This window comes from Halomonas sp. BC04 (genome assembly GCF_000568385.1).
Window position 1 is genome coordinate 1 of sequence record NZ_AZQX01000058.1, and the last position, 12,884, is coordinate 12,884.

The 12,884-nt window shown below is 63.1% G+C and carries 13 protein-coding genes and 2 pseudogenes; 6 read left to right on the forward strand and 9 right to left on the reverse strand.

The genetic code is table 11. The annotated features are described in order from the left end of the window. The coding region (locus Q427_RS04325; protein WP_043511337.1) for a sirohydrochlorin chelatase at window positions 1-415 on the forward strand (415 nt) is incomplete at its 5' end. 41 nt (window positions 416-456) lie between these two features. Here the strand turns inward: Q427_RS04325 and Q427_RS04330 are convergent. Together Q427_RS04330 and Q427_RS04335 are read right to left on the reverse strand one after the other, a co-directional pair. Beyond that, window positions 457-1,722 carry a type II toxin-antitoxin system HipA family toxin gene (locus tag Q427_RS04330; RefSeq protein WP_043511339.1) on the reverse strand — a complete coding sequence of 422 codons (1,266 nt, stop codon included), beginning with the start codon at window positions 1,720-1,722 and terminating at the stop codon, window positions 457-459. Further along, a complete protein-coding gene (locus Q427_RS04335) occupies window positions 1,712-2,026 on the reverse strand; it encodes a helix-turn-helix domain-containing protein (protein WP_043511342.1) in 315 nt (104 codons plus the stop codon). Before Q427_RS04335 ends, Q427_RS04330 begins: the two co-directional genes overlap by 11 nt. A gap of 263 nt (window positions 2,027-2,289) precedes the next feature. Here Q427_RS04335 and bfr point away from each other — a divergent pair, with 263 nt between their 5' ends. After that, a complete protein-coding gene (bfr, locus tag Q427_RS04340; protein ID WP_043511344.1) occupies window positions 2,290-2,757 on the forward strand; it encodes a bacterioferritin in 468 nt (155 codons plus the stop codon). 45 nt (window positions 2,758-2,802) lie between these two features. On the opposite strand, the gene Q427_RS04345 is transcribed toward bfr, so the two are convergent. Next, window positions 2,803-3,030: a hypothetical protein gene (locus tag Q427_RS04345; protein WP_155833454.1), complete on the reverse strand. Its 228-nt coding sequence runs from the start codon at window positions 3,028-3,030 to the stop codon at window positions 2,803-2,805. Between the two features lie 154 nt (window positions 3,031-3,184). On the opposite strand from Q427_RS04345, the gene Q427_RS04350 reads away from it, so the two are divergent. After that, window positions 3,185-4,324 (forward strand): DUF1611 domain-containing protein, encoded by a 1,140-nt coding sequence (locus tag Q427_RS04350; protein ID WP_081785815.1) that lies wholly within the window; start codon window positions 3,185-3,187, stop codon window positions 4,322-4,324. Beyond that, entirely contained in the window at window positions 4,300-5,481 is a 1,182-nt protein-coding gene (locus Q427_RS04355; protein ID WP_197030506.1) for an alanine racemase, read from the forward strand. Before Q427_RS04350 ends, Q427_RS04355 begins: the two co-directional genes overlap by 25 nt. A 26-nt stretch (window positions 5,482-5,507) precedes the next feature. Here the strand turns inward: Q427_RS04355 and Q427_RS04360 are convergent, their stop codons facing one another. The 4 genes and pseudogenes from Q427_RS04360 to Q427_RS04375 all read right to left on the reverse strand — a co-directional run bounded on the left by Q427_RS04360 (window position 5,508) and on the right by Q427_RS04375 (window position 8,736). Next, window positions 5,508-5,858 carry a hypothetical protein gene (locus Q427_RS04360; RefSeq protein WP_043511357.1) on the reverse strand — a complete coding sequence of 117 codons (351 nt, stop codon included), beginning with the start codon at window positions 5,856-5,858 and terminating at the stop codon, window positions 5,508-5,510. Between the two features lie 47 nt (window positions 5,859-5,905). After that, window positions 5,906-7,194, reverse strand: a pseudogene (locus Q427_RS04365) (M20/M25/M40 family metallo-hydrolase). A gap of 203 nt (window positions 7,195-7,397) precedes the next feature. Next, entirely contained in the window at window positions 7,398-8,006 is a 609-nt protein-coding gene (locus Q427_RS04370) for a PRC-barrel domain-containing protein (protein WP_231613402.1), read from the reverse strand. 193 nt (window positions 8,007-8,199) lie between these two features. Next, window positions 8,200-8,736 carry a hypothetical protein gene (locus Q427_RS04375; RefSeq protein WP_043511362.1) on the reverse strand — a complete coding sequence of 179 codons (537 nt, stop codon included), beginning with the start codon at window positions 8,734-8,736 and terminating at the stop codon, window positions 8,200-8,202. Between the two features lie 306 nt (window positions 8,737-9,042). Between Q427_RS04375 and Q427_RS04380 the strand changes: the two genes are divergently transcribed. Further along, window positions 9,043-9,804: a DUF1499 domain-containing protein gene (locus tag Q427_RS04380; RefSeq protein ID WP_043511371.1), complete on the forward strand. Its 762-nt coding sequence runs from the start codon at window positions 9,043-9,045 to the stop codon at window positions 9,802-9,804. Window positions 9,805-9,896: 92 nt separating this feature from the next. On the opposite strand, the gene Q427_RS04385 is transcribed toward Q427_RS04380, so the two are convergent. Both Q427_RS04385 and Q427_RS04390 read right to left on the reverse strand, forming a co-directional pair. After that, complete coding sequence (locus tag Q427_RS04385; RefSeq protein WP_043511364.1) at window positions 9,897-10,940, reverse strand: proline racemase family protein; 1,044 nt, start codon at window positions 10,938-10,940, stop codon at window positions 9,897-9,899. Next, window positions 10,937-12,072 (reverse strand): annotated as a pseudogene (locus Q427_RS04390) (alcohol dehydrogenase catalytic domain-containing protein). The gene Q427_RS04385 and the pseudogene Q427_RS04390 overlap by 4 nt, the downstream one beginning before the upstream one ends. Window positions 12,073-12,432: 360 nt before the next feature. Between Q427_RS04390 and Q427_RS04395 the strand changes: the two are divergent. Beyond that, complete coding sequence (locus Q427_RS04395) at window positions 12,433-12,663, forward strand: hypothetical protein (protein WP_043511366.1); 231 nt, start codon at window positions 12,433-12,435, stop codon at window positions 12,661-12,663. Window positions 12,664-12,884 lie beyond the last annotated feature (221 nt).

Consider the following 12,884-nt stretch of genomic DNA (forward strand, 5'->3'; position numbering starts at 1 on the left):
CAGCCCGATCCCGGAGGTGACGGCGGTGCGCAACTACCTCGCCGSGCAGCTCAGCGTGCTGCTGGCCGATGAGGCCAGCTGTGTCACCTTCGCCTCCATGGAGCGACGCGAAGGTGAGGCCTACCGCTTCAACGAGCCGTTGCTGGTCGACCTGCTGGCCGCTCCCTCCATGGCCCAGGGCGACGTGATTCTCTCCATGCTGTTCCTCTCCCCCGGGCGCCACGCCGGCGAAGGCGGCGATATCGCGGAGATCTGTGAACAGGCGATGGCCCGATCCCCCGGCCTGAACGTCACCACCACACGACTGGTGGGTGAGAACGACGCCATCGTGGATATCCTCGTCACCCGCCTGCAGCAAGCCCTGGCGGGGGAGCCGCTGCTGGCGGAATTGCCAGCCCTTTCATCGGCAAGCTGAGGTCAATCCTTGCGGGTCATTCAACCAATGTGAACTGAGCCCTATCGAGCAGGAGCGATCCGCCACTCTGGCGCCAGGTTGCGCCAGTGCTGCCGCAGTATCGCCTTGTGCCCTTCCGCCATGGGCATGTCCCCAAGCTGGCCTGGCCACTGGGCACGAGCCCGCTCGAGGGTATCGTCGAGTACCGTCCGGATCGCCGGCCAGGCGATACCGACCCGCTCTGACCAACGCCGGAAGTCCTCTTCACCCAGGCGATACCAATCCTTCTTTCCGTTAAGGTTGAGTGCCAACTGATGGTCGCCTTCGAGGTAAGCCAGCGTGGTGACGATATCGTAGGCAGGGGCAAGGCGTGGTGTACGTCGGTTCGGGTAGAGAAGGCTCCAGTTCTTGAGGTGCGCATCGCCGTTGGCCAGCAGGATGTCCACCAGCAGGCGGCGCGCAAAAGCCTGCACGTTGGCCAGGCCATCGGCCGTGAACTCTCGTAGCAACCGACCCAGGCGCTCGTAGCTGGGGCCGGCGTACTTCTCGTGGGGATAGCGAAACATTATCTGCGCCATATCCTCGGCATGAATGCGCTGTTCACCTTCACGATCGAACCGACGGATGGCATAGGCCAGCTGTTCATCCGGCAGGTTGATGGTGGGCAGTCCCTCCAGCGCACTCAACGGAATCAGGCGAATCTCGGGAATCTCGACGCCCGCGCTCTGAGCCAGCCACATCGCCGTGGCTTCGTTCTCCGGTACCTGAGGGTGACGCGTCGAGGGTGTCTTGACGATCCAGTCGCCGAGCTCGTCGGCATGGCCAAAGTGAAAGCGGCCATCGCGCTCACGCATGGAGAATTTCATCTGCACACCGGCAAGGGAAAAACCGCCCCCCACCTCGGCGACCCGCCTGACCGGCGTGATACTGCGCCGATGGCTGAGCACCCAGTCAGGCATCTCATCGGGAAGCACGGGGAAGACACGCAAGGCACCAGGCAAGTCATGACCCAGGCTCGCCAACAGAGGGAACTCATTATCCGGATGCACCTTGAGTCGCTGAGCCAACCATTCCCGCAGCGCGCCTTCCGGCAACAGGTTGGAGAACCAGGGGTGCAGGCGTTGCTGACGAATCCAGGGTGTCTGCATCAGTTCAGCGGCGCGGGGAAAATCGGGATGCAAGGTCAGCGACAGCGTAGGGCGCGAATCATCGAGCCGCCAGGCTTCATCGAAGACCATGACATTGCGTCCACTTCGATAACCGGCCAGATAGCCCACCCGGCTGCCATGCAGCTCGAGGCGCAGCATCTCGACCGCTTCATTCCTCATTGCGCCCTGCCTCGTTGTGCTCCTCATCGCCCAATAGGCCCTGCCAAGGATCGGCATCGAGGCCCTTGGTCTCGCCTGTCTCGCCCTTCAACAGGGCCTGCACGGCATGCCATTTTTCCAGCGGGATGAGCATCAGCCTGGCGTTGAGCCCATCCGCAGCCAGTTCGAGCGTGTCCAGACGAGGGTTGCCACCACGCTCGAGGCGCTGGTACTGCTGACGCACCATGCCAGTGCGGCTGGCCAGCCCCTGCTGGGTGAGATTGAGTGCCAGCCGCCGCTGTCGATATTGATCAGGGAGGTTCATTTGCACCTCATATGCTGCATTTATACCATTAAGGCAACTTATAAGATGCAAGATAGCGGTTCTTGAAATTCAGCGCTACTGGAATCTGGGCATATCAGATAGGAAAACGCCTCGGCGGCGGCTCAATCCCTCGCATGCAAAATGAATGCGAATCGCACACAAGAACAATATCAAATAGCTGAATTTAAAGGAAAATTGACCATTGTTTCAATTCACCATAGGATGAGTCAGATACCCCCTGCACGAAACATTCAAGGATTCGCATGAAAGGCAAACAGAACATCATCGATGCCCTGAACGGCCTGCTCGCGGCGGAGCTCGCCGCCATGGACCAGTACTTCATCCACTCCGAGATGTATGCCGACTGGGGGCTTGGCAAGCTCCATGAGCGCATTGCCCACGAGTTCGACGATGAGAAGGGCCATGCCAAGCAGTTGATCGAGCGGATCCTGTTCCTGGAAGGCAAGCCCGATATGCACACCCGCACTCCGGTTCGCGTCGGCCAGGACGTGGAGGAAATGCTCGCCAACGACCTCCAGCTCGAGTACGAAGTGGGCGACGCCCTGAAGGAGGCCATCGCCCTGTGCGAGCGGGAGCAGGACTTTCAGACTCGCAGCATCCTGCTGGGACTACTGGCCGATACCGAAGAGGATCACGCCTACTGGCTGGAGCAGCAGCTGCGGCTGATCAAGATGCTGGGCAAGCCGAACTACCTGCTCTCCCAGATGTGACCTCTGTCGGTAGCACGCCAGACCGGCTGGCCGGCGCCTGCCGGTTCAGGCGTTGCACCGGCCAAGCAAGTCCCGTCCTCGCTCCGTGAGAGCCAGCTGCCGTTGTGGCCACTCGTCCAGGTTGTCACTGATGATAAGCAGCGGCTGCGGTGCGTCGATCAGCCGCTGGAGCAACCACCAGAACATCAGGTCGCCCAGATAGGGCAAGGGCTCGTACTCACGCATGAGAAGCGAGAACGCCTTGCCCACCGACAGCGGGCCGCGGTCATGCACGACCTCTGTCTGCTGACGAACATACACCGGCACCCGAAGTGTGTATGGTGACGGACGTCCACTTCCCTTGGTGGAGACCTCTCGTTGACTGTCGCTTTCACGGCCGGGACCTTCCTGTCGCCTCCTCTGAGTCCAGACCTGAGGTTTGCGATTCATGCTTCCTGATTCCCTTCGAACCATTATCGACACCGCGACACAACTCGCCGATACCCGTCAATCGGCCGTTGTGTACTGCGAGGGCAATTTCAATCGAATCGATGGCAAGACGGCCAACGGCCTGGTGCGCAGCAGCGAGAAGTATCGCCTGCTTTCCGTGATCGACAGCACACTGGCCGGTGAAGACGCGGGTATCGCACTCGGCGAGGCAGCGGCGGGCATCCCCATCGTGGCAGACCTGGCGGCAGCGCTAGCCGGAACCGAAGCGCTGCCCGATGTGCTCATCTTCGGACTGGCGCCCCTGTCTGGCTTGATGTCCGAGGCGGACCGCGCCGTGGTGCTGGCAGCGGTGGCGGCAGGCATCAGCGTGGTATCCGGCCTGCACGAGTTCCTGGCGGATGACCCGGAGATTTCGGCGGCGGCACTCGCCACCGGGGTGACACTTCACGATATCCGCCGACCACGCCCCACCAAGCACCTGCGCATGTTCGATGGCGCCATCGGTGACGTCGATTGCATACGCATTGCCGTGCTGGGCACGGATGGGGCGATCGGCAAGCGTACCACCTCGACGCTGTTGACCCAGGCGCTCAACGATGCCGGCATTCGTACCGTGATGGTGGGGACGGGGCAGACCGGCCTGATGCAGGGCGCCGCCTATGGCGTGGCGCTGGATGCCATTCCCGCCCAGTTCGGCGTTGGCGAACTGGAGGGGGCCGTGCTTGCCGCCTATGAAGGCGAGCGTCCCGACGTCATCGTGATCGAAGGCCAGGGGGCATTGAGCCACCCGGCCTACCTGAGCTCGACGGTGGTGTTGCGCGCCAGCCGTCCCCAAGCGGTGATCATGCAGCATGCGCCGGCCCGTCGGATGCTCAGTGACTACCCCGAGGTACGGATGCCATCGCCCCTCTCTGAGATCAAGCTCATCGAGCTGTTCGGCAAGACCCGAGTCATCGGCGTTGCCATCAACCATGAAGACATGACCAGGGCGGAGGTTCTGGCGACGGCCGCCCGATACGAGAGCGAGCTTGGCATTCCCGCGACCGATGCACTCTGGCACGAGCCGGCGGAGCTGGTCGCCATGGTCACCACCGCCTTTCCCGAACTCAAGGAATGCAAGCAACTGGCAATGGCGTGATCTGCCCCCGCATCGAAGTCGACCTGGCCAAGATCGAGTACAACACCCGCGCCCTCGTCACGCTGCTGTCCGATCGTGGTATCGACGTCACCGGGGTCACCAAGGCGACGCTGGGCTCACCCGAGGTGGCAAGTGCCATGATCGCCGGAGGTGTGTCGCGCCTCGGCGATTCACGGCTCGAAAACCTCGAAGCGCTCCGCCATGCGGGTATACAGACCCCTTTGACGCTGCTGCGATCGCCCACGCCGGATCAGGCCGAACGGGCAGTGGCATCCGCCAATATCAGCCAGGTGAGCGAGCTTGATGTCGTGAAGGCGCTGTCAGTGGCGGCGGGCAGGCGCGGGGTGGTTCACGGCCTGGTGTTGATGGTGGAGCTGGGCGACCTGCGCGAGGGCGTCATGCCCGGCGATGTGCTCGACATTGCCCGACGCGTATTGCTTACGCCCCATGTCACCCTCGCCGGCCTCGGCACCAACCTGGCGTGTCGGGCCGGTGTCGTGCCCAGTGCCGATAACATGGGCGAGCTGTCTGCCCTGGCCACTCTGATCGAGGCCAGGCTGGGCCTGCACCTGCCGCTCGTTTCCGGGGGGAATTCGGCCAATCTCGCCTGGGCCTTGGCCGCACCCGCGGGCCGGGTCAACGACCTGCGGCTCGGTGAGTCGATCCTGCTGGGCTGCGACCCCCTCACACGAGTGCCCCTGAGCGGGCTGTACACCGATGCCTTGACCCTGGTGGTACCCGTCATCGAGTCGCTGGCCAAGCCCACAGTGCCACGCGGCGCAACCGGCGAGACGGCTTTCGGCGTAGCGACGCCGATGGGCGAGCGCGGCACCATCATTCAGACGATCGCCGCCATCGGCCGGCAGGATGTCGACCCGGACGGCCTGACACCGCCCACAGGGCATCGGTGTTCTCGCCGCCAGCAGCGACCATCTGGTACTGGAAACGCCACATCGCCTGGCCCCCGGCACGGAGATCCGCTTCGGGCTCGACTACTCGGCCCTGCTGCGCGCGATGACGTCTCCGTTCGTGACGACCCTCTTCGCCGCTACGACACGCCAGCCGTCTTACCTGCCGTCGTTTCCCCGCCTGCCCCTCCCCCTTCACCGCCACCATTCGCGAACCGAAGCGCAGCCGCAGCCGCAGCCACTCGCTGATATTCGTCAGGCCCTGCCCCCCTGACTCATCCGCCGTCGCGTTCCTCCAGCGCCCGACGGAACTCCTCCCGGTAGGCCGATTCATGCTGCCCGGGATCCGCCCGGAAGCGCCCCAGTTCCACGGCAAGATCGAAGAAGCCCTGCGCTGGCAGGTTCTCGCCCCGGCGGCTGACGACCAGCGCCGCAATGAAGGGCCGCCCCTGCTCGGCATCTTCACGCATCAGGGTTTCCAGTGCCTGGGCGACCCGCTGGATGGTGCGCGGAGGCTTGAGACCCAGCGCTTCGGCGAGCTGTTGATAGGTCATCGGCAGCGTGGCGGCTGGTGCCGCTTCGAGCAGGCGGCGAGCCTGAGTGGCGAGTGGAGCTTCAGGTTTCATGACGGCGGCATTGAGACGGGAGCCTTGGCTCCCGTCTCGGTGGTTCCTCAAGAGGGATGTTTCTGCTGGTGGGTTGGAGTCTGGCGTTTCTGGCCTTCTTCCTCGGGCTTGGCCGAGCCCTGGTGGACAAGGTGCTGGGCCTCATCGAGACGCGGGTGGTTGTCGAGGAACTCGCGATGCGGGTCCGGCAGAGCGTCCAGCGCCTGAACCGTGTGCGTCAGCACATGGATGGCGGCCAGCACATCCTGGGTGTTCCCGGTCTCCGAGATGGTGTGCATGTTGCGAATCGGGAATCCGATGGAGGTGGCGGCACAATCCACGGCGGCCAGCACGCCGGCCATGCCGTCGGTGCCGGTGTCGGCGCCGACGATGTCGCGCTGCATGGGAATGCCGTGTTCCCGGGCAGTGGTCTCGATGATGCGGTTGAGCTGCTCGCTGGCAATGGCACCCACTGACATGGTGAATCCCTTGCCCATCTCCAGCGGCTGCATGCGCCGGTCGCCGATGCCGGGGGCCGCCACGTAGTCGTGGTTGACGTCCACCCCGATCACCACGTCGGGGCGCAGTTCCCCGGCAAGGACCCGGCTACCGAAGCGCCCGATCTCCTCGTAGCTGGCGATGGCGAACAGCACCCGTACCTGCTCGGTGCCGCCGGCCTCGGCGATCAGCCGCGCCACTTCGGCGGTGACGAAGCAACCCAGGCCGTTATCCAGGTAGGCGCCGTAGAAAGTGTCGGGGCTGAAGCCAGGGCGAATGGGCCGGTCGAAGATGATCGAGTCGCCGGGACGCACGCCGAGGTTGAGTACCTGCTGCTTCTTGTTCTCGCCGTGGATCTGCAGGTCGAGGTAGATCTGCTCCTTCTTGATGCCCTTGCTGCCATCACGCTGGGCCGGGTCGGAGAAGTGGATCGCGCCCAGCGCTTCCACGGTCCCGCCCCGGATGATGCGATAGCTGCCCGGCCTTTCGGGATCTTCGCTGAACAGCTTGACCTCATGGCCGATCAGCACGGTGGGCAGGAAGCGTCGGTGTTGATCCAGATCTTGCCATCGTCGCTGATACTGCGCACCTGCATACGGATCTTGTCGGCATGGCCGATGATCATCACCTTGAGCAGGTCGTCCCGGCCCGGATGAGTGTCCAGCACCACCCCGGCGTGCCCCTTGTACTGGTGCAGGTGCCAGTCGCCCGGGGCGAAACGCTCGAAATAGGGCTTGAGCACGCCGTAGGTCATGGCACCCTCCAGGCCGATTGGACTGGGTGCATCAAGAATCTGCCGCATCAGGGAAAACTGCTGCTCAGGCATTGGCTGGGCCCAGGGCTTGTTCGTCTCGTTCATGTGCTCCCCTTTGCTGTTTTCAGTTCAGTAATGCCCCTAGTCTGACAGATTCCATCGCCATCGACCTGCCGGGCCGGTGCACCAAGATCACACCGGGTGCCAAAAAAGAAAGGCAAGGCACAGTGGCCTTGCCTTACCCTGGAGCTTGTATGGTATTTCACCGCTCACCCTGTGCTGCCTGGCCGTGACGTTATCCCTCGCGGCTAGTCACGTCCCCAGGCCTCCGACAGGGTCATATCGTCATCCACTTCGCTGTAGCGCTCCTCATCGTATTCGTTGCCACTTTCCAGCTCATCTTCACCATAGGTCTGCTGGAATACCAGTTGATCGTCCTCCAGCAGCATCTCTGCCAGCGGTAGCGTGATGTCCGTACCACCCATGCCCCAGAAGCCTCCAACGGTGATGACCGCATGAAGATCGCCGGTGTCGTTGTGCTTGACCACTTCCTGGATATCGCCGATCTCCTCATCCTGCATATTGATGACGGTCATGCCTTCCAATTCGCTGACTTGCAGGGCGCCAAGCGACTCATCCAGCGTGGCCTCGGCCGGCCCCGCTTCATCGAACGCGTCGTCGGCATCCATCTCCTCATAGTCTTCGACATCGTCGCCTTCGGCATCCAGGTCGTCTTGATCCATCGCATCCTGGTTGTCTTCGCTGTACTGCTCGGGCTGCTCTTCGCTCATTGTCGCATCGCCGTTGAGCTCGGTATCGTCCTCGGCATCCTGGGCCAAGGCGCCACCTGCCAGGCCGGCGGAAATCGCGCCGATGGCAACCGCCAGTAGTGTTCTTTTCATAACATTCCTTTTCATGACACTCCCTCCTAGAGTCAAGAACTACCCCTACAACATAGGTCGCCAGCCGTGAGTGATACAGAATAAGCACGCAGCAAAACGTCAGCGAAAGAAGCCGCTTCGTCACCGAAGATTAACGTGCATTACAAGGTGCTTGGCAGCCTGCCGCAATGAGCACATTGACACCCTGCAGGATGGATCCTGGTTCTGCTTATTCAGCAATCACCATCGATCTTTTCGGGTCGTAGCGATAGCGTGCCCCATCGACCTCGAACACCAGCTCGCCTGAATGCCATTCAACGGCGGTATAGCGAGTGTGGGCGGGCACCTGTTCCTCATGGTCCGGCGTGCGTATCGCTGTGGAATTCTCGCTGACCGTCTCGCCCAGGTTCTGGCGATCGACCACGGCCAGGGTATGACTCGGTGCCGGGCTCTCGGCTTCGAAGACCACGTAGCGTCCGCTTTCGCTCCAGGGCCCGAGCGCCAGGCCACCACCGTACTGGAACGCGGCCGGCTTGGGGTCGCGACTTCCCGCCCGCACCAGCCAGCCGGCACTGTGGGCGGCACCGTCGGTAGCAACCGCCAGCCACTCCCCGTCCGGCGACAGAGAAGCGTCGGTGAACTGCGCCGATGCGCCGAACTCGGTATCGGCATCGACCCGGATGCTGCCGGGAATATCCTTGATGTGAAGCAGCAGAGTGCCGTCTGCGGCGTGGAGCTTGCTATCGCCTGCCTCCAGCTGCGCCAACTCAGCCCCGGCTGCGTTCGTCGAAGGGACTGCGCAGCCAATCAACACCGGAAGGCTCGCCAGGCTGAGTAGACATGCGCGAAAAACGGCAGGGGAACTCGTCTTCATTCGCTCCTCGATACAGCGGTCGGATAGGCTGCAAGCAGGGGATGGCTGCGAGTCATGCGGCGGTGGGCCTTGATAAGCACACCCAGTCAGGCAAGACTCTCGGACACGCCTTCCTAGCGTAGGAGCAAATGGTTCAGGCGCCTATGCGTGCGAGGGGCGCTCTTCATGATGAAGCCCATCAAAGGCGAGGACAGCACTATGCACACAGCGCGTCGAGGTGGACGCTGGCCGTCGGTATCGGCACTGCTCGCCCTGGCTCTGCTCGGCCTGGCGACCCTGCTGATGACCGCGGCGGGGCCAGCCTACCGCCTGGAATGGCTCTCCTTGAGCGGTGCCTTCGGCCTGTTGCGATACGGGGTCTACGCCGCCGGTGCCGCGGCCGGCCTGGGCCTGATCTCCCTGGTGATAGCCGCCTTCAGTCGGCGCACCGGGGCGGCACTGACCGGCGGCCTGGTCCTGATTGGCAGCGTCATGCTGCTGATCGTGCCGCTGACGCACCTGCAACAGGCTCGGACAGTGCCGGCGATCCATGACATCACCACCGATACCGAGGACCCTCCTTCCTTCAGGGCGCTGGTGGAGGCCCGTGAAGCTGCGCCCAACGCCGTGGCGTACCCCGGCGAGTCCTTCGCCCGGCAGCAGCGCGAGGCCTATCCGGATATCGCGCCGCTGGCGCTGTCGATGCCCCTGTCGGAGGCCTTCGATGCTGCCGTGGCAGAGGTAAAAGCCGCCGGCTGGGAGCTGACAGCCGTCGACAATGGCATCATCGAGGCCGTTGCCACCACCACCTGGTTCGGTTTCAAGGACGACGTGGTCATCCGCCTGCGCGAAAGCGAAGACGGTGTCAGGGTGGACATGCGCTCCGCCTCACGCATCGGCCGCAGCGACATTGGCGCCAACGCCGCACGGATTCGCGACTATCTCACGGCGCTGGAAACGCGAGCCCAGTCGGGAGAGTAGCCTGGTCCATTGACCGAGGCCCGGTGGAACCAACGAGGGGAGTCATGGCGGCCCCCCTTGGCCAATAGCCAGGCGCCGCCCGACGTTACCTGTCAGCCATGCCGGCTGCTGAGGATATGGTGCAGGCTGCCACACTCCACCATGCGGTCATCGCAATTGATCACGATCTCCGAACGGGCCAGTACATAGCTCTTGCCGGTGATGGTGTTCTCCACCACCTGGTGCTTGCCGCCGGCCTCTCGCGCCGAGACGAACTCGCCGATGAAACCGGTCTCGCGCAGGGAGACGGTTTCCAGGCGGTCGCCCGGCTTGATGGTGCCTTCGTAGTGCATCAGTGCCAGCCGCGCCGAAGTACCGGTACCCGTGGTGCTGCGACAGATCACGCCCGGATGAACGTAGGTGGCGGAACGCGAACGGTAGAAGTCGTCGGCGATCTGTTCCACCGGGCCCATGAAGTGCAGAAAGGGCAGCGGCCCCACATTGCCCAGGGTGTAGTGGGAGAAGCCGCTGCGGGCCTGGATCGCCTCGACGATGCGGTGGGCGCATTCGGCCAGCGCCCGCTCCTCCTCCCGCTTGAGCGAGAAGCCCAGCTCCTCGGCATCCACCAGGGCGTAGAAGCCACCGCTATAGGCGATGCTGTAGGTGACATCGCCCACCTCGGGAACGTGGATGCGTGCGCGATGCGTATCGATGTAGCTCGGCAGCCCACCACAGGTGATGGCCTCGACCACCCCCTTCTCCACCCGGGCCTCGATCTGCACCAGCCCAGCCGGGGATTCCAGCATGAAGCGCTGCTGGCCCTCCTGCTTGGGAATCAGGCCGCTCTCCAGCAGCGCAGTGGCCGTGCAGATGGTGTTGGAGCCGGAATAGATCGGATAGCCCATCACCTCCATGATGATGTAACCCATGCTGGCCTTGGGGTCGGTGGCGGGGACGATGAGATCCACCGACATCTCGGGAATCCCGTAGGGCTCGTCCAGCAGCAGCCGGCGCAGGCCGTCGGCATCGTTCTCCAGATACTCCATCTGCTGACGTACGGTATCGCCGGGCAGCGGATCGATGCCGCCGATCACGATCCGGCTGACGTCGCCGCCGGCATGGGTATCGATCAGGCGCAGCGTCAATTCGTGGCTCATGCCGTCTCCTCGAGTGCAAAGGGCGCGCCGTGCTCATCCCACTGGGCGTCGGGAACGATGACGATCTTGCCCAGATAGTTGCTGCCACGGTTGACGAAATAGGTTTCGGCCCGGTGCAGGTCGGAGAGCCTGAAGGCCGCATGCAGGACCGGCTTGAGCTGTCCTTGCCGTATCCACTCGATCAATTGCTCCGCCTCTTCCCGCGTACCGTGCGAGACGCCGAAGATCTGCACCTGATAGAGATAGATCCGGGTCCACATGATTTCGCTGAGGTTGCCGCCACTGGCGCCGGCGATGGAGAGGCGCGGATAGGTGGAGCGGCACTTCATGTCGACGATCATCGTGTCGATGAAGCGGTCGGTCATCTCGCCGCCGACCAGATCCATCACCGCATCGATCGGGGCGCCATCGGTCGCTTCCAGTACCCGATCGACGAAGGTGGGCAGGTCGCCGCGGTCGATCACCGCCTCGGCACCCATGGCCAGCAGAGCATCCTTCTTGTCGGGCTGACTGACGGCATAGGGGGTAGCTCCCACGATGCGGCACAGCTGGATCAGGGCCGTGCCAACGCCCCCGCTGGCGCCACTGACCAGGACCCGCTCGCCTGCGGCCACATTGGCCGACGTCATCATGTGGTAGGCGGTCTGGTAGGAGCACATGCCCAAGGAGGCGAGCTCTGCATCCGCGAGTTCCGCATTGGGTACGTGGTGGAACTGGTCCGAGGGCACGACGACATATTCGGCGAAGCCACCGTCGGCGCCGTGACCGTAGTAGTCCGGCATCAGGTTGAGGTTGCGTCGGGCATCGGGGTAGAGGTTGAAGTCCAGCAGCCCCCGCTGGCCGATGCGCTGGGGATCCACCCCTTCGCCCACGGCCGCCACCCGGCCGGCCACGTCGGCCCCTGGATGCGCGGAAAGGTCAGGGTCGGTTCGCCGCCCATGGCGAAGGAGGTTACCTCGCCCTTGTCCTTTGTCGGGTAGAGTCCTTCCCGGGCCTTGCGGTCGGTATTGTTCTTGGCCGTCGCCGTGACCCGCACCAGCACTTCGCCCGGGCCGGGCTTCGGCGTGGCCACATCTTCACGGTAGACCAGCTTGTCGATATCGCCATGGCCGGTCAGCAGCATCGCTGCCATCGTGTCGGGCACGTTCTCTGTCAGGGTATTGGCTGCCACGTTACCTCCTGCCGCGTTACCTCTTGGGTTGGGATCTCTCTGCTCGAACATAGCAGAAAATCTGCCGTCTCCCAGGGTCTCGGGGACGGCAAATTGAACCATGCCCGGCACCTCTGTAGACAGGCCTCAGCAGGGGCATTTCTTTCTGAATTGTGTGCCATTTTTACGGCTTCTTTCTTCTGTCGCGCCTCGTTGCACCTATGGTTATCCGCTCAAAGCCCCTCGAGATTTGATTACCCAAGCGAGAAATCTTCGATGCATCGAAACACATGGCTGACTAAGCTCATGGTGCACGGGACGCAGGGGTAAGGAGATACCACGATGCGTGACTGGTTGATCATCAATGGCAAGGCGGGCGATGGAGAGCGCGGCGAGTCATTCTGGAAAGCGCACCTGAATGCGGCGGGTATTCTCGATTTGACGACCCGCGACCTGATGGACTCTGGCTGGGATAGCGGTATCGCTGAAGGCAACCGGGTGCTCGGCTTTGGCGTGGCACCGGCTCGAGACCAGGACGAGCCAAACGCCAGCGTCGGTAGTCCGTCGATGTGAGAGCAGCGACGGCGACGCCGCGCTGGCGTCTGACACGATGGCTTGCCAGGGCTTGTCAATGATAATGCTTGCTGCAGTTGACAATTTCCCGGGCCAATTCGTCATCCTGGCACTTGCTGGCGATATCACTGATGCTTACGACGCCGGCCAGAGCCTTGTCATCGGGGTTGTTGAGCACAACCAGGCGCTGAACGCGCTGCTCCTGCATGTTCCGGAGCACC

What these genes read in the sequence shown, in the direction of transcription:
- Q427_RS04395 (WP_043511366.1), top strand. Translation starts at nt 12,433, where the DNA reads ATGCGTGACTGGTTGATCATCAATGGCAAGGCGGGCGATGGAGAGCGC.
- bfr (WP_043511344.1), top strand. Translation starts at nt 2,290, where the DNA reads ATGAAAGGCAAACAGAACATCATCGATGCCCTGAACGGCCTGCTCGCG.
- Q427_RS04335 (WP_043511342.1), bottom strand. Translation starts at nt 2,026, where the DNA reads ATGAACCTCCCTGATCAATATCGACAGCGGCGGCTGGCACTCAATCTC.
- Q427_RS04350 (WP_081785815.1), top strand. Translation starts at nt 3,185, where the DNA reads ATGCTTCCTGATTCCCTTCGAACCATTATCGACACCGCGACACAACTC.
- Q427_RS04355 (WP_197030506.1), top strand. Translation starts at nt 4,300, where the DNA reads ATGCAAGCAACTGGCAATGGCGTGATCTGCCCCCGCATCGAAGTCGAC.
- Q427_RS04330 (WP_043511339.1), bottom strand. Translation starts at nt 1,722, where the DNA reads ATGAGGAATGAAGCGGTCGAGATGCTGCGCCTCGAGCTGCATGGCAGC.
- Q427_RS04370 (WP_231613402.1), bottom strand. Translation starts at nt 8,006, where the DNA reads ATGAAAAGGAATGTTATGAAAAGAACACTACTGGCGGTTGCCATCGGC.
- Q427_RS04380 (WP_043511371.1), top strand. Translation starts at nt 9,043, where the DNA reads ATGCACACAGCGCGTCGAGGTGGACGCTGGCCGTCGGTATCGGCACTG.
- Q427_RS04385 (WP_043511364.1), bottom strand. Translation starts at nt 10,940, where the DNA reads ATGAGCCACGAATTGACGCTGCGCCTGATCGATACCCATGCCGGCGGC.
- Q427_RS04360 (WP_043511357.1), bottom strand. Translation starts at nt 5,858, where the DNA reads ATGAAACCTGAAGCTCCACTCGCCACTCAGGCTCGCCGCCTGCTCGAA.